25 protein-coding genes and 3 tRNA genes are annotated in these 24,964 nt (G+C 26.4%); 27 read left to right on the forward strand and 1 reads right to left on the reverse strand.

Annotated features, from left to right (window positions below):
• The first annotated feature begins 43 nt into the window (after positions 1-43).
• From BUE91_RS00545 to BUE91_RS00660, 24 genes are all read left to right on the forward strand, one after another.
• Positions 44-1,264, forward strand: a complete 1,221-nt coding sequence (locus BUE91_RS00545) for a hypothetical protein (RefSeq protein WP_180371191.1) — start codon at positions 44-46, stop codon at positions 1,262-1,264.
• Between the two features lie 232 nt (positions 1,265-1,496).
• On the forward strand, positions 1,497-2,333 hold the full coding sequence (gene licT, locus BUE91_RS00550) for a BglG family transcription antiterminator LicT (protein ID WP_073507605.1): 837 nt from the start codon (positions 1,497-1,499) through the stop codon (positions 2,331-2,333).
• Between the two features lie 15 nt (positions 2,334-2,348).
• Positions 2,349-4,190: a beta-glucoside-specific PTS transporter subunit IIABC gene (locus BUE91_RS00555; RefSeq protein ID WP_073507606.1), complete on the forward strand. Its 1,842-nt coding sequence runs from the start codon at positions 2,349-2,351 to the stop codon at positions 4,188-4,190.
• A 12-nt stretch (positions 4,191-4,202) separates the two neighbouring features.
• Positions 4,203-5,615, forward strand: coding sequence for a glycoside hydrolase family 1 protein (locus tag BUE91_RS00560; protein WP_073507607.1), 1,413 nt, complete (start codon positions 4,203-4,205; stop codon positions 5,613-5,615).
• Between the two features lie 114 nt (positions 5,616-5,729).
• Entirely contained in the window at positions 5,730-6,248 is a 519-nt protein-coding gene (locus BUE91_RS00565; RefSeq protein ID WP_073507608.1) for a hypothetical protein, read from the forward strand.
• Between the two features lie 101 nt (positions 6,249-6,349).
• Complete coding sequence (locus tag BUE91_RS00570; protein ID WP_083573697.1) at positions 6,350-8,383, forward strand: BglG family transcription antiterminator; 2,034 nt, start codon at positions 6,350-6,352, stop codon at positions 8,381-8,383.
• A gap of 2 nt (positions 8,384-8,385) precedes the next feature.
• Complete coding sequence (locus BUE91_RS00575) at positions 8,386-8,814, forward strand: PTS sugar transporter subunit IIA (RefSeq protein ID WP_066900448.1); 429 nt, start codon at positions 8,386-8,388, stop codon at positions 8,812-8,814.
• 13 nt (positions 8,815-8,827) lie between these two features.
• Entirely contained in the window at positions 8,828-9,130 is a 303-nt protein-coding gene (locus BUE91_RS00580) for a PTS fructose transporter subunit IIB (RefSeq protein WP_082814426.1), read from the forward strand.
• Positions 9,131-9,146: 16 nt separating this feature from the next.
• Positions 9,147-10,334: a PTS fructose transporter subunit IIC gene (locus BUE91_RS00585; RefSeq protein WP_066900452.1), complete on the forward strand. Its 1,188-nt coding sequence runs from the start codon at positions 9,147-9,149 to the stop codon at positions 10,332-10,334.
• A gap of 1 nt (position 10,335) precedes the next feature.
• Complete coding sequence (locus BUE91_RS00590) at positions 10,336-11,484, forward strand: MalY/PatB family protein (RefSeq protein ID WP_073507610.1); 1,149 nt, start codon at positions 10,336-10,338, stop codon at positions 11,482-11,484.
• Between the two features lie 89 nt (positions 11,485-11,573).
• Positions 11,574-11,649, forward strand: a tRNA-Val gene (locus BUE91_RS00595).
• Positions 11,650-11,654: 5 nt separating this feature from the next.
• Positions 11,655-11,731, forward strand: a tRNA-Asp gene (locus BUE91_RS00600).
• Between the two features lie 120 nt (positions 11,732-11,851).
• Positions 11,852-13,189, forward strand: coding sequence for a UDP-N-acetylmuramate--L-alanine ligase (murC, locus tag BUE91_RS00605; RefSeq protein ID WP_073507611.1), 1,338 nt, complete (start codon positions 11,852-11,854; stop codon positions 13,187-13,189).
• Positions 13,189-14,040: a UDP-N-acetylmuramate dehydrogenase gene (murB, locus tag BUE91_RS00610; protein WP_073507612.1), complete on the forward strand. Its 852-nt coding sequence runs from the start codon at positions 13,189-13,191 to the stop codon at positions 14,038-14,040. The genes murC and murB overlap by 1 nt, the downstream gene beginning before the upstream one ends.
• Positions 14,041-14,042: 2 nt before the next feature.
• Positions 14,043-14,981 carry a tRNA dihydrouridine synthase gene (locus BUE91_RS00615; RefSeq protein WP_073507613.1) on the forward strand — a complete coding sequence of 313 codons (939 nt, stop codon included), beginning with the start codon at positions 14,043-14,045 and terminating at the stop codon, positions 14,979-14,981.
• 86 nt (positions 14,982-15,067) lie between these two features.
• A complete protein-coding gene (gene rpmH / locus BUE91_RS00620; RefSeq protein ID WP_066900462.1) occupies positions 15,068-15,202 on the forward strand; it encodes a 50S ribosomal protein L34 in 135 nt (44 codons plus the stop codon).
• Between the two features lie 49 nt (positions 15,203-15,251).
• The gene (gene rnpA, locus BUE91_RS00625) at positions 15,252-15,596 is read left to right on the forward strand and encodes a ribonuclease P protein component (protein WP_073507614.1); all 345 of its coding nucleotides are present in this window, start codon (positions 15,252-15,254) and stop codon (positions 15,594-15,596) included.
• Positions 15,577-15,786 (forward strand): membrane protein insertion efficiency factor YidD, encoded by a 210-nt coding sequence (gene yidD / locus BUE91_RS00630; RefSeq protein WP_066900466.1) that lies wholly within the window; start codon positions 15,577-15,579, stop codon positions 15,784-15,786. Before rnpA ends, yidD begins: the two co-directional genes overlap by 20 nt.
• 12 nt (positions 15,787-15,798) lie before the next feature.
• Entirely contained in the window at positions 15,799-16,479 is a 681-nt protein-coding gene (locus BUE91_RS00635) for a YidC/Oxa1 family membrane protein insertase (protein ID WP_073507615.1), read from the forward strand.
• Positions 16,479-17,213, forward strand: a complete 735-nt coding sequence (locus tag BUE91_RS00640; protein WP_073507616.1) for a Jag family protein — start codon at positions 16,479-16,481, stop codon at positions 17,211-17,213. Before BUE91_RS00635 ends, BUE91_RS00640 begins: the two co-directional genes overlap by 1 nt.
• 44 nt (positions 17,214-17,257) lie before the next feature.
• Positions 17,258-18,625: a tRNA uridine-5-carboxymethylaminomethyl(34) synthesis GTPase MnmE gene (gene mnmE / locus BUE91_RS00645; RefSeq protein ID WP_073507617.1), complete on the forward strand. Its 1,368-nt coding sequence runs from the start codon at positions 17,258-17,260 to the stop codon at positions 18,623-18,625.
• Between the two features lie 100 nt (positions 18,626-18,725).
• Positions 18,726-19,379, forward strand: a complete 654-nt coding sequence (locus BUE91_RS00650) for a cell division protein FtsQ/DivIB (protein ID WP_073507618.1) — start codon at positions 18,726-18,728, stop codon at positions 19,377-19,379.
• Between the two features lie 20 nt (positions 19,380-19,399).
• The gene (gene ftsZ / locus BUE91_RS00655; protein WP_083573699.1) at positions 19,400-20,524 is read left to right on the forward strand and encodes a cell division protein FtsZ; all 1,125 of its coding nucleotides are present in this window, start codon (positions 19,400-19,402) and stop codon (positions 20,522-20,524) included.
• A gap of 68 nt (positions 20,525-20,592) precedes the next feature.
• Positions 20,593-21,951, forward strand: coding sequence for a hypothetical protein (locus BUE91_RS00660; RefSeq protein WP_073507619.1), 1,359 nt, complete (start codon positions 20,593-20,595; stop codon positions 21,949-21,951).
• 35 nt (positions 21,952-21,986) lie between these two features.
• On the opposite strand, the gene BUE91_RS00665 is transcribed toward BUE91_RS00660, so the two are convergent.
• On the reverse strand, positions 21,987-23,738 hold the full coding sequence (locus tag BUE91_RS00665; protein ID WP_073507620.1) for an acyltransferase family protein: 1,752 nt from the start codon (positions 23,736-23,738) through the stop codon (positions 21,987-21,989).
• A gap of 168 nt (positions 23,739-23,906) precedes the next feature.
• On the opposite strand from BUE91_RS00665, the gene BUE91_RS00670 reads away from it, so the two are divergent.
• The 3 genes from BUE91_RS00670 (at position 23,907) to BUE91_RS00680 (ending at position 24,896) form a co-directional block, all read left to right on the forward strand.
• Positions 23,907-23,981: transfer RNA gene (locus BUE91_RS00670), tRNA-Cys, on the forward strand.
• Between the two features lie 34 nt (positions 23,982-24,015).
• Positions 24,016-24,540, forward strand: coding sequence for an LOG family protein (locus BUE91_RS00675; protein WP_073507621.1), 525 nt, complete (start codon positions 24,016-24,018; stop codon positions 24,538-24,540).
• On the forward strand, positions 24,537-24,896 hold the full coding sequence (locus BUE91_RS00680) for an immunity 51 family protein (RefSeq protein ID WP_073507622.1): 360 nt from the start codon (positions 24,537-24,539) through the stop codon (positions 24,894-24,896). Before BUE91_RS00675 ends, BUE91_RS00680 begins: the two co-directional genes overlap by 4 nt.
• Positions 24,897-24,964 lie beyond the last annotated feature (68 nt).

The following is a 24,964-nucleotide window of genomic DNA, read 5'->3' on the forward strand; positions in this document are numbered from 1 at the left end:
TGTCCAAGATTATGGGAATAACTATCTATATTTTTTTATTAAAATGATATACACAGCAGGCTATTTAAAAAATAATACATTTAGATTAGAAAATTTTGTAAACATAAAGACTAATAAGAATAACCATGAGATAGAGGGGGATATAAACTATAAGTTAAAGAAAGACACTTATGCAAAGGGAGGAAGATTAAAGTTAGGATTAAATACAACAAGTAAACTAGGGAAAGTAGAACTATCTAATAAAGGAAAGATATATTTAGGCACACTAATACCAAATAAGAGAAATTATTCAATAACATTAGGAAGTGAACTAAAATATAATGTAAATAATTTAGAAATGTTAGGATCAATAGGTTCAGAGTTAGTGTTTAAGGAAGTAGAATCAAACAAACCAATAAATGAATTAAAAATATCATATAATCCAGAAATAAAATTAGAATTAAGCTATGATAGTGATAAAGTAAAATTTGAATCAAAGAATAAGATAATAGGAAGAATAGAGAGTAAAGGCTCAAAACTAAACGCAGAAGAATACGAGAAAAATAAAAAAGATCAAACAATAGCATTAGCCTACAGTGGAAACATGTTAAAGTATAGATTAAAAGACTTTGATATTAGGTTAGTAGGAAGATATGCAGGTAAGGTAAACATGAAGAAAGATAGTAATGATGCAAAGTATGATAAGACAGAACATTTATTAGAAGTAGGGACTGGATTAACAATAGAGAAGAAGAATAAGAGATTTGATACAAGAAGTAGTATAGATGGAAGATATATATTTGGTAGAATAGAAGATAAGAACTTTAGTATAATAAATGCATGGAGTGATAATAAAGCAGAGTATATGGTTAATGAAAGATTAATATTAAGTGGAGAATTAAACTTTACAAGTTCAAATAGGCTATCAATATTAAATCATAACGCAAATGAAGATGAACTATTACTATTAGCAGACACAAAAGGAATGCTAGATTACAAGATAAATAAAAAGCTAAGCTTAACAACGACAATAGGAGCAAAGACAATATCATTGTTTAGCACTTTGAACAAAACACAACCAAAACCAAGTAATAATGCTAATAATAACAACTTACATTTAAGTTCAAAGTATACATATAAGGTGTATAATGAAAGTAAGTTAAAGTATAGTGTAAGAGAAAATATAAGTTTAACAGGTAAATTAGATATGAGTTATTCAGGAGGTATAAAATCAGATAAGTTATATGAGAGTTTAAATAAGATAAAGAGAGATCAGAACTATTAATGACACGAAGTTAAAGTATTTAGATGGTAGTAATTTCTTGACAAAGCTCAAAAAATACTTTATTATATTACTATGTTATAGGGTTATTAATAATAAGAGCTTGATATAATATAAATAATTAGAATAAAAAAGAGTGTTATCACTTTAAAGTGAGCAGGAATCTATTTAAATGTTATTGGTGTACACCAAAATTTTTTAAGTAGATTTTTTTTATTTTAGAAAGGAAAAATTTATGATCATAAAACGAATATTAAATCATAATGCAGTTATAGCACAAAATAAAAAGGATATAGATATTCTTTTGTTTGGAAAGGGGATTGCATTTGGAAAGAAGGTTGGGGATAAAATAAATCCCTCAATTATTGAAAAAAGTTTTTTGCTAAAAAATAGTGAAAATATGAATAAGTTTACCGAAATGTTTATTGTTGTTCCCATAGAGGTTGTTTGTGTATGTGAGAAAATAATAAATTTAGGAAAGATAACTCTTGGAAATCATTTTGATGAAATAATTTATATTAATTTAACAGATCATATAAATACTACAATTGAACGTCATAAAGAGGGGATTATTGTAGCTAATCCACTTAGATGGGAAATTGCAAAATACTATAAAGAAGAATTTAAATTGGGAGAAAAAGCATTATCAATAATAAAAAAGGATTTAAATGTTAAGCTTCCTATTGATGAAGCAGCATTTATAGCTTTGCATTTTGTTAATGCTAATTTGGAGAATAATTTTCAAGAATCATACCGTATTACAGAAATCATTATGAGTATAGAGAAAATCATACAAGATTATTATTCAACAGAATTTAATCAAGATTCTATAGATTATTATAGATTCATAACTCATGTTAAATTATTTGCTCATCGTCTTTTAGAAAGGAATGACTATAATGATGAAGAAGATGGTGATCTTTTAGAGTTAATGAAAAAGAAATATATTAGAGAGTATAAATGTGGGATATGTGTAGCAGATTTTATTAAAAATAAGTATGAATACTTGTTAAGTTCAAGTGAATTAGTTTATTTAATTGCTCATATCCGTCGTTTAACCAAAAACCTATAACAAAGGAGATTAACTATGGAATATAGAAATACGGCACTTAATATTTTAAATGCCATTGGTGGAGAGAAAAATATTATTAATGTTACGCATTGTGCAACTAGATTACGTCTTAAACTTAAGGATTTAAATATAGTTTCAGATGAAATTTTAAAATCAACTGAGGGGGTAATAGGAGTTTTAAGAAAAAATGATCAATACCAAATTATACTAGGTAATGATGTCGCAAATTATTATAAAGAATTTATTAAACTTGGGAACTTTGAATTATCAAATATATCTTCTGATAAAAAAGGATCAATTTTAAGTCAGATTATAGAATATATTGTAGATTCAATAACCCCTGTAATCCCAGCACTTCTTGGTGGAGGAATGCTAAAGGTATTAGTGATAATACTTCCTATGCTTGGTATTTTTAAAGCTGACTCTCAAACTATTTCGTTTTTAAATTTTTTTGGTGATGCACCCTATTATTTTATGCCAATATTTTTAGCATATTCAGCTTCTAAAAAATTAAATATTAATACTTCAATAGCTATGTCTGTCGGAGGGATATTATTACATCCTAGTTTTATTCAAATGATAGCAACTGGAAATGAACTTAAATTATTTGGAGCAACTGTTACACCAGCAAGCTATGGCTCATCAATTATTCCCATATTAATAACTATATATTTAATGAAATATATTGAGAAATTCTTTAACAAAATAACTCCTGCTGGGACTAAAAGTTTTTTACAACCTACCCTTTTATTACTTGTTTCAGGATTTATAGCTATTGTTTTAATAGGACCTTTAGGAGTAATTATTGGTAAATGGTTATCAATCTTAATTACACAAACATATAGTATTAATAGTTGGATTACATTAACTATTTTAGGTATTACTATGCCATTTATAGTTATGACTGGAATGCACTGGGCATTTGCCCCTATTATTTTAACAGCCTCTATTACTACACCTGATGTACTTATCCTTCCAGCAATGCTAGGATCTAATTTAGCACAGGGAGCAGCTTCTATGGCTGTAGCATTTAAAAGTGAAAATAATAATACTAGGCAAGTGGCATTCACATCTGGATTTTCAGCACTATTTGCAGGTATTACTGAACCAGCCCTATATGGAGTTACTTTGAAGTATAAAAAACCATTGTATGCTGCTATGATAGGTGGGGGATTATCAGGGCTATATGTTGGATTAACAGGAGTTAAATCATATATTTTTGTAGTTCCATCTATAATTGGATTACCTCAATTTATTTATTCAGGAGAACCTAAAAATATAGTGAATGCTTTAATTGCAGCAGCAATTTCAATTATTGTAACTTTTGTTTTAGCATATATATTAGGTATTGATGAAGAAAATGATAAACAAGATTTAAATAATGTTAAATCTGGTATATCAAATAAAAAAAATGTATATGCTCCTATTTCTGGAAAAGTTATATCTTTAGAAAAAGTTAATGATTCAACATTTTCAAATAAATTATTAGGCGAGGGAATAGCAATTATTCCTAAAGATGGAAAAGTTTATGCTCCTTTTAATGGGATTGTTAGTAGTGTCTTTCCAACAAAACATGCAATTACATTAAAGAGTGATGAGGGTGTAGAATTATTAATACATATGGGATTAGAAACAGTTAAATTAGAGGGTAAAGGATTTGAAAGTAAAATTTCAGAGGGAAATAGGATTACAAAAGGAGATTTAATACTTGAAATGGATTTAGAAACAATACTATCAGAAGGTTATGAAATAATAACACCAATAATTGTTACAAATACACAAGATTATTTAGATATACTTTTAGTTCCAACAAATGATGAAATCATTCATTCTGATGAATTGTTGGCTATAATATAGTTAGGAGGATTTATGTTATTTCCAGATAATTTTTTATGGGGAGGAGCGGTTTCTGCAAATCAAGTAGAGGGTGCATATGATAAAGATGGAAAAGGTTTATCTGTGCAAGATGTTTTGCCAAATGGAGGATTAAATGATCCAACAGATGAACCTACAGAAAATAATTTGAAGTTATTAGGTATTGATTTTTATAATAGGTATAAGGAAGATATAGCCATGTTTTCTGAAATGGGATTTAAGGTTTTTCGTACTTCTATTGCATGGAGTAGAATTTTTCCTAATGGTGATGAAAACACTCCCAATGAAGAGGGATTAAAATTTTATGATGATTTATTTGATGAACTTCTTAAACATGGTATTGAACCATTAGTAACCCTATCTCATTATGAGACTCCCCTATATTTAGCTAGAAAATATAAGGGGTGGATAGATAGAAGAATGATATCCTTTTTTGAAAAATTTTCTAGAACTGTTTTTGAAAGATATAAGGATAAGGTTAAATATTGGTTAACATTTAATGAGGTAAATTCAGTTTTAGAATTGCCATTTACAAGTGGTGGTATTGATATACCTAAAAGTAAATTATCTAAACAGGATTTATATCAAGCAATTCATCATGAGTTGGTTGCATCAAGTTTAGTTACTAAAATAGCTCATGAAATAAATCCAGATTTTAAAATTGGTTGTATGGTTTTAGCTATGCCCACTTATCCAATGACACCAAGTCCTGAAGATGTTTGGGCAGCCTATGATTATGAGAATTTAAATTACCTATTTTCTGATATTCATGTAAGAGGATATTATCCTAATTACGCAAAGAGATATTTTAAAGATCATGGGATAAATATAGTTTTTGGAGAGGGTGATGAAGAATTATTAAAAAATAACACGGTAGATTTTTTATCATTTAGCTACTATACGAGTATTACTCAATCTTCAGACAAATCTAAGTATTCTTCTGGTAGGGGAAATATATTAGGTGGTCTTGTAAATCCATATTTAAAAGTTTCTGAATGGGGTTGGCAAATAGATCCCATTGGACTTAGACTTACTTTAAATCGTTATTATGATCGTTATCAAATCCCCTTATTTATTGTTGAAAATGGATTAGGAGCAAAAGATGAGCTAATTAAAGATGAATTAGGAAATTTAACTGTTAAAGATGATTATCGTATAAAATATATGAAAGAACATCTTTTACAGGTTTTAGAAGCAATTAAAGATGGTGTAGAAATTATGGGTTATACTTCTTGGGGTTGTATAGATTGTGTTTCTATGTCTACATCACAATTATCTAAAAGATATGGATTAATTTATGTGGATAGAAATGATGATGGAAGTGGAACTTTTAATAGATATAAGAAAAAATCATTTAATTGGTATAAAGATGTAATAAAGTCAAATGGAAAAACATTAATAGATTGAAAAATTATATAACATGTACAATTTTGTACATGTTTTTAATTTTATATTTGATTTTATTAAAAATATTTAGTAGACTATATTAAAGAAAATCATTTAATAAATAAGGGAGATATAATGAAAAAAGTTTTGTTTACATTTTTAATATTTTTTAATTTACTTAGTTTTTCAAGTACAAGTAAAGAAAGATATAGGATTGAAGGGACTTTGGCATATGGGAGAAAATTTGCAGATGATAATAATAGTTCAGCATTTAATGAGTTAGATATTTCAGCAGGAGTTATGGTTGAATGGAAATATGGAATATTAGAAAAATTAGATTTAACATTTGGACCAAAGGTTTCTTTGAGTGGACAATTTAATAAAGATAACTCAAGAATAGTTGGTGGTGGATCTCTTAATTTAACACTTACAGGAGAGATCAACTATTTAATACATAAAAATATTAAGTTATATAGTGGAAGTGAATTAGGACTTGGATTATCGATTAGATATAAAAATAGTATAAATGTAAAGCTTGAACCACTAGCTAAACAATCATTTGGAATTAAAATAGTAGATAGATATAACGTAGCTTTATTTGCTGGATATGGTAATAAGGGTATGGCAGGAATAGAAGCAGGATATACTTTTTAGAAAACAAAAGATTTTTCTTTTGTTTTTTTATTACAAATTATTTCAGTTTTTTGTGAAATAATCTAAATCTTGTTAAAAAGGTTTTTCAAGATATACTTATTATGAAAGGAATATATATGATAGGAGATAGAGATTTTAAAATATTGGAGTTACTAAAGCAGGGTAAGAATAATATATTTAATATATCAAGAGAATTAAATATAACTGAGAGGATGCTTAGGTATAATATAGAAATATTAAATCAAGTTTTTACCTATTATACATCATTAGAAATAGTAGGTGTAAAGAATGCTAATTTGAAGTTATTGATAAAAGATTATGAAGATAAATTATCATTAATCCCTTTTAAAGAATATGTTTTGAGTTCTTTTGAAAGACAGATATATATCATGTTAGATATATTTTTAGAAAATAATAAGTTTAAGTTACAAGAATTATCAAATAAGTATGATATTAGTAAATCAACGCTTAGAAATGTAATTAAAGATATTAACTTAGAAATAGAAAAATATGGTTTAAAAATAGATGTAGATTCTAATAAGGGGTATCATATATATGGTAAAGAATCAAAGATAAGATTTTATTTAATAAATAAATTGAAAAGTTTAAATAATAGTAATTTTAATATATATTTTTCTAATCAACTTAGAAAAAAATTATCTAATTATTCAAAAAATATAGATTTAGAAAAATCTAAAGAGCTAGTAAGAAAATTTACTGAAGATATTAAGCTTACTGATGAAGCATTTGATGTAATTTCATTTTATGTATATATTAGTGAAAATAGAAATTTTGAAAATCATAAGTTACTTGAATATGAAGTGGATAATAAGGATTTTATTAAAAAAACTGAGGAGTATAAGAAAATATCAAAGTGTCTTGTAACTGAAAATTTAAATGAGCTTGATATTATAATGCTTACAGACATATATTTAGGTTTGTATACATATAATGAAGAAGATTGTATATATTTTAATTACATAGAAACAGAAGAGATGGTAAATAATATAATTAATAATTTAAATCAAAAATTTTCTAGGGATTTTAGTAAGGATAAGATATTTAAAGAAGAGTTAACTTATCATATTAAACCTGCAATTTATAGAATGAATAAAAAGATAAGCCTCGGTGAGAGCATTAGTAAAGAGGTTATGAAAGAGTATAGTCAGCTGTATAATAAAACTAAGGAAGCTTTAGGATTTAAATGGAATAGTGAGGAAATATCTTTTGTAACTATTATGGTTAAAAGAGCCTTAGATAGAATGGATAAGAATGTTAAAAAAGATATGATTAAGGTGCTTGTTGTTTGTGGCTTAGGTTATTCAAGTTCTAAATTAATTGTAGAAAATCTTGAAGAAAACTTTGAAGTAGATGTAATAGATGTTATTCCATATAACAAGCTTAAAGATTATGAAAATATTGATGAAGTAGATTTAATAGTTACCACACTTGATATTTTAAGTAAAAGAGATAAAGTTATAAAAGTTAATGCTATATTTAAAAAGGAGGATATAGAAAACCTTGAAAAATATGGATTATCTAGAAAAAATATTAAAATATCTGAAAATAAGTTATTTGAGTTTATTAAAGAAAATTCTGGAAAAGAAGAAGAGGAAATTAGAAAAAATATTAGAAAAGTTTTAGGGCATTTAATATATATGGATGTAGAAGAAAAGAAATGTAAAAGGATATATGATTATTTAATACCGGAAAATATAAGATTAAATGTACAAGCCAATAATATTGATGAAGCATTAAAAATAGCGGTAGATCTTATGGTGGAAAATAGGATAGTAGAAAAAGAATACTATAATAATTTAAAACAACAAATAGATAAATATGGGAAATATATACAAATAGGTGATATTACTATACTTCCACATGGAAAGATAAAAAGTGAAGTAAAAAAAACAGGATTTACCCTTATAATCCTAAAAGATGAAATAGATTTTTTTGGAGGAAAAATAAGGATAATTATAACACTTGCATCAAAGGATAAGGAAGAACATTTAGATGCAATACTTGATATTAATAAATGTTTGAGAACATATAATTTTGAAAAGGATTTAATTAAAATAGAAAATAAGGAAGACATACCAAAATTTTTAAAAATGGTTCTAGAAGGAGAAAATTAAACATGAGGATAGTAGAAAAAGATAATATTATTATTAATTTTGATGAAACAAATAAGGAAGATATTATAGAAAATATGATAAGAACCCTAAATTTAGATGATGAAATATCAAAAAATATTAAAGATGAAATAATGGTTAGAGAAAAAATAGATAATACAGTTATAGGTTTTGGATTTGCTATTCCTCATTGTAAGACTAGAAATATTGATGAATCAAGGGTTATATATTTAAAATCTTTGAGACCTTTAATCTGGGATGAGGAAGAAGAATTAGTGAATCATGTATTCATGATAATAGTACCTGAAAATAATGCAGAAAAACATATAGATATATTAAAGGATATATCATCAAAAATATTAAACTCAGAATTTAGAAATAAATTAAATGAGTTGGAGGATAAAATAGAAATAGAACAAATATTAAATAGTTAGGAAGTGTTAAATTATGAAAAAAGTAGTAGCAATATGTGCCTGCCCTATGGGTCTTGCTCATACATTTATGGCAGCAGATTCACTAAAAAAGGCAGCAGATGAATTAGGAATTGAAATTAAAATTGAAACTCAGGGTGCAGACGGCATTCAAAATGAATTGACTCACAAGGATATACGAGAAGCTGACGCTATAATTCATGCTGTTGCAATAACACCTCAAGGTATAGAAAGATTTGATGATTATGAGGTATATGAAGTCAGCTTAAAAGAAGCTATAAGAGAAGCAAAAGATATTTTACAAGAAGTTTTTAAATAAAAATTAGGAGGTAATTATGGAGATCAAGAAAAGAGGTAGAAAAGTTTCAGGACTACAAGCTTTTTACAAACATATAATGACAGGTATTTCATATATGATACCTATACTAATAATGGGAGGATTAATAGGAGCTTTTTCACAAGTTATACCTTATGTGTTATTAAAAATAGACCCTAGTGTAAATATATTAGGAGCAATTAATTCTGGGCAGTTTAATGGATTTAGTTTACAATTATTGAAAATTTCTCATTTAATGGAAAGTTTTGGATTTACATTATTTGGATTTGCAATACCTATGTTTGCGGCATTTGTTGCAAATTCTATAGGTGGTAAAACTGCCTTTTCTGCTGGATTTATTGGAGGATATATTGCAAATAAACCTATTCATATAATTAAATTATTAGATAATGGAGTTTATGATAAGGTTGCTCCAGTTCCAAGTGGATTTTTTGGGGCTATAATTATAGGTATATTTATTGGATATATAGTTAAATGGTTAAATCAAAATATTAAATTATCTGAAAAATTTTTGGCGTTTAAAACAACATTTTTAATACCATTACTTGCTGCTTTAATTTGTATGATAGCGATGATATTCGTAATTACGCCAGTAGGTGGTTGGTTAAATATTCAAATCAGAAATATATTAGAAATAGCAGGAAAACAAGGAGAATATGTTTATGCTCTAATATCATCAGCTGCAACAGCTTTTGATTTAGGAGGTCCAGTTAATAAGGCTGCAAGTTTTGTAGCTATTGGATTTAGTACAGATAAAATTTTACCTCTAACAGCAAGAAATATAGCTGTGGTAATACCTTCTATAGGACTTGGACTTTCTACATTAATAGATAGAAAATTAGTTGGTAGAAGAGTATATAATAAAGAGTTTTATAACGCAGGTAAGACTTCGATATTTTTAGCATTTATGGGAATATCAGAGGGAGCCATACCATTTGCTTTAGAAAATCCAGTATTTGTTGTCCCTTTATATGTTATTTCAGCAATGATAGGTTCTATGACAGCCGTGATGTTAGGTGCTGTTCAATGGTTTCCTGAATCAGCAATATGGGCATGGCCACTTGTAAGTAAATTACCAAGCTATATTTTAGGTATTTTTGTTGGATCTATAATAATAGCTATAGTAAATGTGTTTTATAGAAATAATAAAATTAGAAAAGGTGAATTAGAAGTAGACGAGGACTAGTATGGGAAATAATTTTGAAATAAAGGTAGATTCTAAATTTGATCTGAGAAGAAAATGGGATAGGAATTTAATAGAAAAAGAATTTAATATTAATCTTCCTAAAGAATTTATACCTCTTTGGATAGCTGATATGGATTTTTTACTCCCAGAAAAATTATCAAAAATATTACAAGATTATATTACTAAGGGAAGTTTGGGCTATACTTCCCTTACCCTAGATTTCTATAATGCTATAATAAATTGGCAAAAAAGAAGACATAATGTAAATGTTAAAAAAGAATGGATAAATATAGGTTATGGTACAGTATCTACATTACATTTATTAAATAAAACATATTTAAATAGGGGAGAATATATATTAATTAATACTCCTGCATATGAACCTTTCTATAATTCTGCTATTAATAGTGGAAATAAAGTGATTTTTTCACCTTTAAAAGAAGAAAATAATATGTATTTTATAAACTATGAAGATATGGAAGAAAAGATGAAAAAATATTCACCTAAGTTATTTATTTTCTGTAATCCACATAATCCTTCTGGGAGAATATGGACAAAATTTGAGATAGAAAAGGTAGCAAGTCTTTGTTTGAAATATAATGTTATACTTGTATCTGATGAAGTGCATTCTGAAATGATATTTGATAAAAAACATGAAAGTAGTTTAGGTTTAGATGAAAAATATCTACGAAATTTAATATTTCTTTCATCGCCTAATAAAGCATTTAATTTAGGTGGTCTTAAGACATCATATAGCATAATACCTAATAAGGATTTAAGAGAAAAATTAAAGATTAAAATGAAAGAAAATTCAATTACTTCTCCAAATATCTTAGGTCTTGTTTCATTAATTGGTGCATATAATATATGTGAGGATTGGTTAGATGATTTAAGTAAGTATATTTATCAAAACTATATTTTCATAAAAGAAAAACTTGAAAATAAATATATTGTATTTCCTATGGAATCATCTTATCTTTTATGGGTAAAGGTTAAAAATGGTGAAAAATTAACTAAAAAACTTGCTGAAAAAGGAGTATTAGTTGAAAGTGGGACACATTTTGTTTCAGGTGGTGAAGAATTTATTAGAATAAATTTAGGAACAGCTAGAAAATATTTAGAAATGGCAGTAAAAGAGATAGTAAAATAGAAAGAGCAAAATATTTTGCTCTTTTTTATATATTAGAAATAAAATCTTGAAATTTATTACTTTTTATTGTACAATAATTAGGCTAATGTGGTCGCATAGCTCAGTTGGGAGAGCACCTGCCTTACAAGCAGGGGGTCACTGGTTCGAGCCCAGTTGTGACCACCATTTATGGAGGTGTAGCTCAGTTGGTTAGAGTGCTTGCCTGTCACGCAAGATGTCGCGAGTTCGAGTCTCGTCACTTCCGCCAGTATATTAAATTAATGTGCTTCTTTGATAGAGGCTTTTTTTATTTATAAAGTCTTTGAGCGTTGCTTTTTTGTTATAAAAATTGTATAATTTAATTTTAGAAATATGGAGGTTTAATATTATGAAAAAAGCTTTTTTTAGTGGCATTAATGGTATAGGAATGAGTGGACTTGCATTAATACTTAAAGAGTTAGGTTATAAAGTATTTGGTTCAGATATAGCATATAAGGATATAACTAAGAAATTAGAGGATAATGGAATTAATGTATATATAGGTCAAAAAAGAGAAAATGTTGAAGATAAAGAAATAGACATTTATGTATACTCTACAGCTATAAAAAAAGATAATCCAGAATATATGTATATGGTAGAAAAAAAAATTAAAATGGTTAGGCGTGGTGAATTACTTGCTGAAATCATGGATAAATTACCTTTAGGTATAGCTGTTGCTGGAACTCATGGAAAAACAACTACTTCATCTCTTGCAACTGTAGCTTTTTTAGATAAAGATCCATATGTAGCTGTTGGTGGAATAATTCCAGAAATAGCATCTAATTCTAAGGTAGGAAGTTCAGAGTATTTTATAGCCGAAGCTGATGAAAGTGATAATTCTTTTTTATACATGCATCCATATTATTCTATAATAACAAATATAGAGCCGGATCATTTAGAGTTTCATGGTAGTCTGGAAAATATTAAAAAATCTTTTGGGCAATTTATTGAACAAACTAAATATAAAGTTCTTGCCTGCTTTGATTGTGATGAGATAAGAACATATAAAGATGATAAATTAGTATTTTATTCAGTTGATGAAAAAAATAGTGATAAGGTAAGTATATATGCTAAAAACATTCATAGTTTAAACTCTATTACATACTTTGATGTAGTAAAAAATGGATTAGAATTAGGAACATTTAAATTATCTATACCAGGTATACACAATGTATCTAATGCATTAGCAGTAATATATATAGCTCATGAAGAAAAACTTGATATGGATAAGGTTAAAGAAAGAATAGAAAACTTTAGGGGTGCTAATAGAAGATATCAAGTAATATATGATGAAAATTTCAGAATAATAGATGATTATGCTCATCATCCTACGGAAATTAAGGCAACTATTAATGCAGCTAGAATGAATGAAAAAAAAGAAATAATAGTAATTTTTGAACCGCATAGATATTCAAGAACTAAGTTTTTTCTTGAAGAATTTTCAGAAAGTTTAGCATTAGCAGATAGGGTATTACTATTACCTATATATTCAGCTAGCGAAGATAATATGTATGATGTAAGCTCTGAGGATTTATCTAAATTGATAGGGAAACATTCTAAAGTATATGAAAAGGAAGAATTAACTAAGCTATTATTAGAAGAAGATAAAAAAGGAAAGGTTTACATATTTATGGGAGCAGGAAGTGTGTCAGCTTACGCTCATAATTTTGTAGAAATGGTAAAATAATGAGAATATTAAAAGATGTGAGCATAAAAGAATACTCTAATATGAAGGTTGGAGGAACTGCAAAAGAATTAATATTTATACATGATAAAAATGAGTTAAAAGAAATATATGATAGTAGAGATAGAATATATTTAATAGGAAATGGAACAAATACTTTAATAGCAGATGGTTATTTAGATATATCTTTTATAACATTAAATGAAATGAATGATATAGTTATAGAAGAAAAAAATGATGATTATGCTTTAGTAAGAGCATATTCTGGAGTAGATTTTAATGATTTTATTAAATTTATGAAAGAAAATAATTTATCAGGTATAGAAAATATGTCAGGTATACCAGGAAGTTTTGGGGGTATAACTAATATGAATGCTGGAGCTTATGGTACTGAAATATTTGATGTAATAGAAGAAGTGGAAGTATTTGATAAAAAAACTGGAATTAAAATACTTAAAAAAGAGAATATGGATTTTAGGTACAGAGGAACTGAAATTAAAGATAATAAGTGGGTAGTGATATCAACATTATTAAAATTAACTTACGGATTTAACAGTGAAGCTAGTGAAGATAAGTATAATCAAAGAAGAACTAAACATCCATTAAATTACCCTAATTTAGGATCTACATTTAAAAATCCAGTAGGGAATTTTGCAGCACAATTAATATCAGATTGTGGACTAAAAGAATTTAGAATTGGAAATGCTCAAGTTTCACCAATTCATCCTAATTTTATTACTAACCTAGGTAATGCTAAATTTAGTGATATACAAGAGATAATTAAACATGTAAAAAAAGTTGTAAATGAAAAAACTGGAATAAGTCTTGAAACAGAGATAATAACAGTGGAGTAAAAATGAGTGTGAAAATATATACTGCTCCTATGGCAGGAGTTACAGACTATACTTTTAGAAAACTTATAGAAGATTTTAGACCTGATTTAACTTTTACTGAAATGGTGAGTGTAAATCAATTATCTTATACAGAAGTACCTAAAATATTGAAGCTTAGAGAAAATAATATTGTGCAAATTTTTGGTAAAGATATACACTTAATGCAAAAGGCTGCTAAATATATAGAAAGTATGGGAGTAAAGGAAATTAATTTAAATTGTGGGTGTCCTATGAAGAAAATAGTTAATTCAGGACATGGTTCAGCATTAATTAAAGACCCTAAAAAAATAGAAGAAATATTATTATCATTAAGAGAAGTTCTTAAGCCTGAAACTAATCTTTCTTTGAAAATTAGGGTGGGATATGATAAACCTGAAAACTATTTAGAAATAGCAAAAATAGCTGAAAAACTTAAATGTTCTAGTATTACTATACATGGTAGAACAAGAGAGCAAAAATATACTGGAGAGGCAGATTGGAAGTATATCAAAGAAGTTAAAGATAATGTTAATATTAAAGTTATTGGTAATGGAGATATATTTGATGCAAAAGATGCAGTAGAAAAGATAAAATATTCTAATGTAGACGGTATAATGCTTGCAAGAGGAATATTAGGAAATCCATGGTTAATTTTACAAATTAGAGAATTACTTGAATTTGGCAAGATAAGAACAGTTGTTAAAGATATGGATAGGGTTAATATGGCTATTAAACATGTAAAAGAATATGCCATAGATAATGAAAATATATATTTCCCAGATATTAGAAAATATATAATGTGGTATATTGAAAATATTCAAGGAATAGAGGATGTTAAAACATTAATTAATCAAAGCTTTGAATATGATGAAACTGTGGAATTATTAGAGAGAATAAAGGTAGGGAGCTTTGATAAACTGTAAAGTAAAAAGGCTTGACAACTCACCTTATTTAGTATAAAATATGTAAGTATTATAATGTTTTAAATAAAGGAAAGGAAAATAATATAATGAAAAGAACGTACCAACCAAATAAAAGAAAAAGAAAAATGGATCATGGATTCAGATTAAGAATGGAAACTAAGAGCGGAAGAAACGTTCTTAAAAGAAGAAGAGCAAAAGGAAGAGCGAAATTATCAGCATAACCGGTGACATTTTATTACACCGGTTTTTTTTAAAAACATGGAGTAAAGTATGGAGAAGTTGAGAAAAAACAAGGAGTTTAATAGGGTATATAACAAAGGTAGAAAGTTATCAGGTAAATATGTCCTAATTTTTGAATGTAATGCAAAAAAACAAAAGTTAGGTTTTGTGGCTAGCAAAAAAACAGGAAATTCAGTATATAGATCAAGAGCTAAAAGATTGTTAAGAGAAGCAACAAGGTTGAATATAGATTTATTCAGATTAGATAAGGAATATGTAATTGTAGCAAAGAGTATTTTTAAAGATAAAATGAAGGAAATAAAATATAAAGATATAGAGCAAGATTTATGTAATATATTTAAAAGAAAGAAAAAACATGAAGAAAGTACTAATTAGTATAATTAACTTTTACCAGAAATATATTTCAAAATATACACCAAGAGTATGTAGGTTTTATCCAACATGTTCAGAGTATTCTAAACAAGCTATAATAAAATACGGAGCCTTAAAAGGAACGTATTTGGCTATTAGAAGAATACTTAAATGCCATCCTTTTAATCCAGGTGGAAATGACGCTTTAGAATAGAAAGGGAGTATTATGACGTTAGGAATTTATTTAACACCAAAATGGCTAGTAGATGCAGCAGTTAAGTTATTAGATGTAATTTATGGATTTGTAGGTAACTATGGAATTGCTATTATTGTTACAACATTTTTAGTTAGGCTTTTATTATTGCCTATAACTTTAAAACAAGAAAAATCAATGAAGAGAATGAGAGAAATTCAACCTATGATAGATGCTATAAAGGAGGAGTATAAGGACGATAAGCAAATGCAGAATCAAAAAATCATGGAGCTTTATAAAAATGAAAAAGTAAATCCTGCAGGAGGTTGTTTACCTTTACTTATACAATTACCAGTATTTGTAGCACTTTATCAAGCGTTTACTAATAATGCATTACCTTCAAATGCAAGTTTTTTATGGTTTAATTTAAGTAAGCCAGATGCCCTATTTACTTTAGGAAAATTTACAATCAATTTATTACCATTATTAACAGGAGTATTTACATTTATTCAACAAAAATTAATGCAATCTAAAATGGATAATAATGCTAATGATCCTGCAGCAAGTAGTATGCAAACAATGATGTATGCTATGCCTGTATTAATGCTATTTCTTTTCTATAATATGCCTTCGGGACTTAACCTTTATTATTTTGTAAACACTTTATTATCAGTATTACAGCAGGTTTATGTTATGAATAGGAGAGATATGTAATGGAAAAAATATTTCATTCAAAGAGTGAAGAAGAATTAAGGGTAAAAATTAAGGAATTAATTACTTTGGCAGATGATGAAACTATAGTTATTAAAGAATTAAGAAAACCTTTTAAGTTTTTATTTTTCCAACTAAACGGAAAATATTTAGTTAATATAGTTAAAAAAGGTATGGAAAAAGAAAAAGTAATTAATAAGCCAAATAAAAAAGAATTAATAAAAAAAGCTAATGTTAAGAAAGAAAAAACTGCTAAAAAACAGGTAGTAAAAACAGTTGTTGAAAAAGATAAAAAAGCTGATAGATTAAATGTAATAATTAAAGAGTTTTTAGCTACAGCTAATTTAAATATTAATATTAAAGATATTACAGTTAATGATAATGTATATAAAGTAGAATTAGTTGGTGATGAGATTAGATATATTATAGGGGAAAAAGGAATATCTTTAGTTTCTTTAGAGTATTTATTAATGTCACTTGAAGAATTTAAAAATATAAAGGTATTTATAGATTCTAATAACTATAAGGAAAAAAGAGAAAATATTTTAAGAGAATTAGCACAAAAAACAGCTAAAAATGTTATAAAAACACAAAGAAAAGTTAAGTTAAATCCTATGCCTTCAAGAGAAAGAAAAATTATACATGAAGAAATAAGTAAAATAGATGGATTAGAAACTATTAGTGTTGGTGTAGAACCAAAAAGATGTCTAATAATTAAATTGAAAAATAAGAAATAATCATAGCCCTTTAATCAGGGCTTTTAACATATATGGGAGGATAAATGTTTTTTGATACAATAGCAGCAATATCAACTGCAAGAGGAGAATCAGGAATAGGAATAGTTAGAATTTCCGGTGATGAAGCATTTAAGATATTAAATGAAATATTTGTTCCCTTTACTAAAAATAAAGATTTAGGAAACTATAAATTAAATTATGGATATATATATGATGACGGTAAGGCTGTAGACGAGGTATTGGTAAGCAGAATGAAAGGACCTCGTTCATATACTACAGAAGATGTTGTTGAGATTAATTGCCATGGTGGATATTATACGACTAAAAAAATTCTTGAAGTAGTATTAAAAAAAGGTGCTAGAATGGCAGAAATAGGAGAGTTTACAAAAAGGGCTTTCATGAATGGTAGAATAGATCTATCTCAAGCAGAAGCAGTAATAGATATTATACATGGAAAAACAGAAAAATCTGTTTCTTTATCTTTGGATCAATTAAAAGGAAGTTTAAGAGATCAAATTAAGGAATTTAAAGAAGCATTTTTAGATATTACAGCTCATGTAAATGTAGTCATGGATTATCCAGAAGAAGGTATAGATGATCCTTTGCCATTAGAATTAAGAAAAAAGCTTGAAGAAGTTTATAGAAAAGCTGAAAATTTAATTTCTTCATATGATAAAGGTAAGAAAATAAAAGAAGGAATTAAAACAGTAATAGTAGGTAAACCTAATGTAGGTAAATCTACTTTATTAAATACCTTACTTCAAGAAGAAAGAGCAATAGTTACATCTGTTCCTGGAACAACAAGGGACATTATAGAAGAAATAATAAATATTAAAGGAATACCTTTGGTTTTAGTTGATACTGCTGGAATTAGAGAAACAGATGATATAGTTGAAAATATAGGAGTAAAAAAAAGTTTAGAATTTATAGATAAGGCAGATTTAGTTCTGTTAGTTTTGGATAGTTCTAAAGAAATTGAGGAAGAGGATATTAGAGTAATAGAGAAAATATTGGAGCTTGATAAACAATATATAGTGTTGTTAAATAAGATAGATTTAGAAAGAAAATTAGACATATCTAGGTATAATTTAAAAAATATAGTTGAAATATCAGCACAAAATAATATAAATATGGATAAAATGGAAAATGAAATTTATGAATTTATTACAGACAATGAGATAGATGATAGTTCAGAAAAATTAATTTTAACAAATATTAGACATAAAACAGCTTTAGAAAAAACTAAAGAATCTATAAAAAATATATTTGAAACTATAGATATGGGAATGCCTTTAGATTTAATATCAGTGGATTTAAAAGAGGGTCTTGATTCATTATCTGATATTACAGGTGAGATTACGTCAGAAGATATATTGGATCATATTTTTGCTAAATTCTGCGTAGGTAAATAAAATATTTTTTTAACAAGCACCCTATAAATAGGGTAGACAAATATGTATATAATGTTGTATAATTAGTTTGAATAACTACATATAGTATGAAAGAGGAAATATGAAAGGATACATTATTAGATTGTTATTATTAATAGCTTTTGTATATGTTATTTTCTTGTTTATTGAAAGTGATTTCTTTTTGGTTAAAAATGTAAATGTTGAAGGTAACATTTATTTAGTTAAAGAAGATATTGCATCTAAGTTTGATAATTTAAAAGGACAATCTTTATTTTTACTAGACTTATCAGAAATGAGAAATAAGATAGAAGAGGATGTTAGAATTGATAGAATAGATATATCAAGAAGATTTCCAGATACTATAAATATTAATGTAAATGAAAGAATACCTATAGGTATAATAAGTAAAAACCATAAATATTACTATATAGATAAAAATTTAAATATTTTTGCATATTATAAAGAAATAAAAGATAATAATCTTCCTATAATAGAAATAAAGGAAGAAAAGATAGATGATTTAAAGGAATTATTACTAAATATTTTAAATACAAAATTATATCATTTAATTTCAGAAATCTATAGTGATAATGAGATGTTTGTTTTAACTTTACTTGATGGAACTAACGTATATACAAACAAAGATATTAATAATAAAAAATATGAATTAGCCTATAAAGTATATTCTGAAGAAATTAAGGAGAATAATTTAGAATATATAGATATAAGATTTAGAGATATAGCGGTGAAATAATTAAAACGGAGGAATGAAGAATGGATAATAATATTTATAATGGGCAAAAATCACAACAGGTATATATTAATCATAATAATCAATATCAAGCAGTTAACGCTAATATTAAAGGAGCTAAAATTAGTATTATAGGAGTAGGTGGCGGTGGAGGAAATGCTGTTGACTACATGAAAGAATATAATATTGAAGGGGTTCAATATATAGCAATAAATACAGATTATCAAGATTTAGAAAAAAAAGCAGCAGATATTAAATTATCTATAGGAACTTTAGGAGCAGGTGGAGATCCATCTGTTGCAAGAGCAGCTGCCGAAGATATGAGAAGTGAAATTAAAAAGATAATTCAAGGTCAAGATATGATTTTTATTACTGCAGGTATGGGTGGTGGAACAGGAACAGGTGCCTCTCCAATAGTTGCAGAAATTGCTAGAGAATTAGATATATTAACTATAGCAGTAGTAACAACTCCATTTAAATTTGAAGGTCCTAGAAGAAAAAGTAATGCAGAAAACGGAATAAATGAACTTAAAAAAAATGTAGATACTTTAATAGTAATACCTAATGATAAGTTATTGACATATAAGACGGCAACAAATAAAGTTAAAAGTATGTTCTTAGCTCCAAACGAGGTATTATTTAGATCGGTTAAAGGTATAGCTGAAATAATAACTAAAGAAGGATTAATTAATATAGATTTTGCTGATGTTAAACAAATAATGAAAGATTCAGGAGAAGCGGTTGTTGGACTTGGAATTGCAGAGCAAGGAAAAGATGTATTAACAGCAGTTAGAGAAGCTATTGAAAATCCATTACTTGATAGAAATATTAAAGGAGCTAAAAAATTATTATTAAATATTACTATGTCGCCAGATGCAGCATTTGAAGATTTCCATAATATAGCAGAAGAAGTAACAATATATTCTGAAAATCCAGATATAGATGTAATGCTTGGTATAATGACAGAGGATAATATAACTGATACAAGAGTAACAATAATTGCCACAGGATTTGAAACAGAAGTTAAATCTATTGCATCTACAATAGATAGCTCTCATGTTGAAGTTCAAAGAAATGTAGAAGAAGATGAGGATAGAGAAAGTTCTTCGGTTGAACAACCATTTGTTTATCCAAGATTTGATGATTAGTAAAGATAGTAGAAAGCTTTTAGGTTACTAAAGGTTTTCTTTTTATATATAAAAATGAAAGGAAAATTATGAAAAAAATATTAGATAAATTAGAGAAATTAATTAATTATCCTATTACTATATTTTGGTCATTATTATTAATTGTATATATTAATTTGATAAAAAATGTATTTGAAGAAAATACAAATATATTAGGATTTATTGTAATAGGTTTAATATCTACAGGGTTATTTTATAGAATATATGAAAGTAAGAAATATAAACAAGTTAGAGTTTTATTCATGTCATTAATATATTCATTTTCATCATATTTACTTATAGGAAATGGTATGTTAAATGTTAGAAATCAAAAAATGGTAGTAGCATTAATTGGAATATTAATGTTTCTTTATTTTTCAAAACTACTATCAGAAGGTCAAGATTTTAATAATATATCTATTAATTTTGTGATTCATTTAGGACTGGGATTTTTATCAACTTTACTATATTCATTTTTAGTATTGATTGCATCAGAATTATTTAAGTTAAATATTGAAATGAAAGCTATAGTATCTATGTGGTTAGTAATATTTACTGTTATATTTATACTTTATTATACATCAAAAAATGGAGTACAATCTAAGGCTTTAAATAACATATTTTCTATGTTTTTAATATCATTTATAACTATACTTTATCTAGGTTTATTTTCAAAACAACAAAGTATTATGATACATTTAATATTATGGCTTGGATATATTATGGTGGGACTTAATACTGTAATTAGGAAAAAATATGTTTCTATATTTACCCTACCTTTAGTCTTATATATGATATTTACAGTAATAAAGCAGATAAGAATGTATGATATTACAGAAAATAGATACTTTATTTTAGCTTTTGGGATCTTATTATTAGCCGTATTAATTTTACAGTTAGTTAAAGATATAGATACTTCAAAATATGCTAAAGTTTTCGCTTTGTTTATAATTATGGTATTTTTTATTCCATATTTTAATGCTTTTTCTATAACTGAAAGAAGAATGATGTCTAACTTTCTATATTTATATAATTTAGAAAATCTTACATATGAGCAGAAAAAAGATTTAAATTCATATTATAATTATTTAATTTCAAGAGATGTTAATTTTAAAGAATTAAATGATTATAAAAATATGGACGTTGATAACATTTACAAGAATTATTATTTCAACATGGAAGCTGGAGTTAAAAAGATTGGTAATGTAACATATATTAATGAAAAAGATATAAAAAATGAGTATATATATGTTATTAATGGAGAAAGTATAGATTTAGTAAATAAATTAATTAATAAAGAGCTTGAAAATGAAAAATATATAATACATCCATTGAATTATTATTTTGAGAAAAATTTAAAAGATAAGGGAATTAGTGGAAGTTTAGAAATATTAATAGAAGAAAAATAAAAAATAATGCACATCATCAATTTGATGTGCATTGTTTATTTCTTATTTTTATGTCTTAATTCATGAGATATATGTAATTTAGGCTTTGAATTTTCATCTATAATATATTCAGAATCCATAACCCTCATTATCTCCTTTATTAATATCTCAGCACCAATTTCGTTAACATGAACCCTATCTTTTCTGAAATATTCATAATGATCCTTAGATAAAGAATACCAGTCAATTATATTAATATCCTTATATAAATCTCTTGCTTCTTTTAATGTCTTATTTACTCTTCTACTCCATTTTCTAGGAACATTAATATTTATGAAGAAAAGATTGGCCCTGTTAAATGTCTCCCTTATTTTCTCTATTTCTTTTAGTGTTATAGCACCATTAGTTCCAAGCATAATTACAACATTTGAATCAGGTTCATTGTAATGTATATATTTTTTTGAAACTTCTATTGCATCATGTAGAAATCTTCCGGTTTGTGCATCTACTTCAAGTATTGGAAGAACTTTTGCCCATGCATATGCAATATTGATACCAAGTGAATCCCCTAACATTAATACTTTACTTATTTTTTTCTTTTCTTCATTTTTAACTTCATTTTTAATATCTATATTTATTTTATTCACATTTAAGTCAAGTGATTTAGTTCCCACTTCTTTTTCATCAATTAGCCTGTAAGACCATAATTCTAAGTCCATTCCAGCTATTGATAGGAATGAAAATACAAATAATAAAAGAGTTATTATAGATACAACTGAATTTTCAAAGTATTTTTTAAATCCATTTTTTCTTATAGGTTCTTCAATAAAATGGAATGATAAAATAGAAATAAATAATGTGAATACTATTCTAATTATAACATTGGTAAGATTTGGTTCTAAATATTCTTCATAAGGTGTTGTTAATACAAATATTACATAATGCCAAATATATATACTATATGATAATTTACCTATATAATTAAATAATCCAAGTATCTTTGATGTTGAAAGAAATAGTATAATAAATCCAAAAACAATTGAATAAATTAATACACCTAAATACTTGTATAAAAATACAGATTTTTCATCTACTATAGTCATAGTATATATTGATATTGTCAAAAGTATGAATCCTAAAATTTTTGTCATAATAGGAATATTCTTTTTTGAAAGCTTTGATAAGGGTATAAATGTAGAAAATATACCGCCTATACATAAAGCGTAAATTCTAGCAATTAATAAGTAATATATAACTGATAAATTTTTACTATCATTTAAGTATAATATATTTATACAAGCTATGGATATAAAAGATAAAGTTATTAATATTTCTTTAATATATTTTCTTCCAAAATTAGTCAGAAATATTAGTGGAAATAAAAAATAAAATTTCATTTCTATTGCAAGAGACCATAGGTGTTTAACTGGAGAAGCTATAGAAAAATTATCAAAATAATTAGATTTACTGAGTATATAATGAAAATTAGAATTATATATACTACTATGTAATATGTTCATTTTTTCTTTGATTAACCAATCTTTATTAGTTAGTGTTAATACTACAGTTAGAATAAGTAGCATAGAAAAAGAAACTGGAAATAATCTTTTAAATCTTTTATAATAAAAATCCTTTATATTTAAATTATTTTTCTCTATTAATATTGAAGTGATTAAATATCCTGATAACACAAAAAATAAGTCAACTCCTAGAAATCCACCAGAAAGTATACTAGGGAAAAAATGATAAATAATAACAAGGATTACAGCGACTGCACGTAATCCATTAAGTCCTTTTAACTCTTTCATTTGAAAACTCCTTTTTTATATAGATAACTATACCATAAAATAATGGTTAATAGCAAGAGAATAAAGTGTGTATTATGTGAATTTTAAGAGATATTTTTTGTCAAACACGTATAAATTGTAAGGCAACTTGACAAATACGTATAAATTATGATATATTTACCATAGTGTGGCGATATGGTCGAGGGGCTTAGGCAGAGGTCTGCAAAACCTTTTACATCAGTTCGAGTCTGATTATCGCCTCCATTTTTTTATACTTATATTTCTCTAGGAGGGTAATATGAAAATTTCTGTTTATTGCGGAGCAAGTGTTGGAAGTAATGAAAATTTTGCTTTATCAGCAACTAAATTAGGGGAATTGATAGCAAAAACTAAAAACGTTTTAGTATATGGTGCTGGAAGAATTGGACTTATGGGATTATTAGCTGAAGCTGCACTTTCTTTAGATTGTGAAGTTATAGGTGTTATGCCAGAATTTTTAACTCATGGAGAAAGAGTGCATAATGGTCTTTCTAAATTAATTATAGTAGAAACTATGGCTGAGAGAAAAAAGATATTATTTGAAAGTGATATGTATATAGCTCTTCCTGGTGGAGTAGGTACATTAGAAGAAATTAGCGAAGCTTATTCGGGTGTTAGATTAGGATTAAGTAATTCAAGATGTGTACTATTAAATATAGATGGTTACTATAACGAATTTATAGCATATTTAGATAGAATGGTAGAAAATGGATTTTTAAGTCAAAAAGGTAGAGATATACTTGAAGTATATAATAGTGTTGAGCAATTGGGTGAAAATTTATGAATGAATATTTAGAATTGGTTAATAATGATGATTTTATAGATATTTGCTTATACCTAACAGAAGACAAACCTTATGAAATAGGTGAAAAAATGGAAGCTATAGATAAAAGAGCGTATATGAATGGTGAAAATTGGGCAGTTTTTTTTGATTATTATGTAAAAACATATAGACCTGAACTTTTATTAGATCTTCAACATGATTTTGATGTTGAAATATATGTAGGCTTTTATATCTCTATACCAGAAAATATTTCAAGGGCTAAACAATATATGGAAATGATAAAAGAATTATTGGAAAATGAAAACAAAATATATAGAATAATTAAAGAAAAAGGAAATGAAATAAATTGGAAATAATGGAGTGTTATTATTAACGCTCTTTTTTAGTTATAATAAAAATTGTTGACAAATATACGGGGGGGGGG

Source organism: Streptobacillus notomytis (genome assembly GCF_001902585.1).
GTDB lineage: Bacteria > Fusobacteriota > Fusobacteriia > Fusobacteriales > Leptotrichiaceae > Streptobacillus > Streptobacillus notomytis.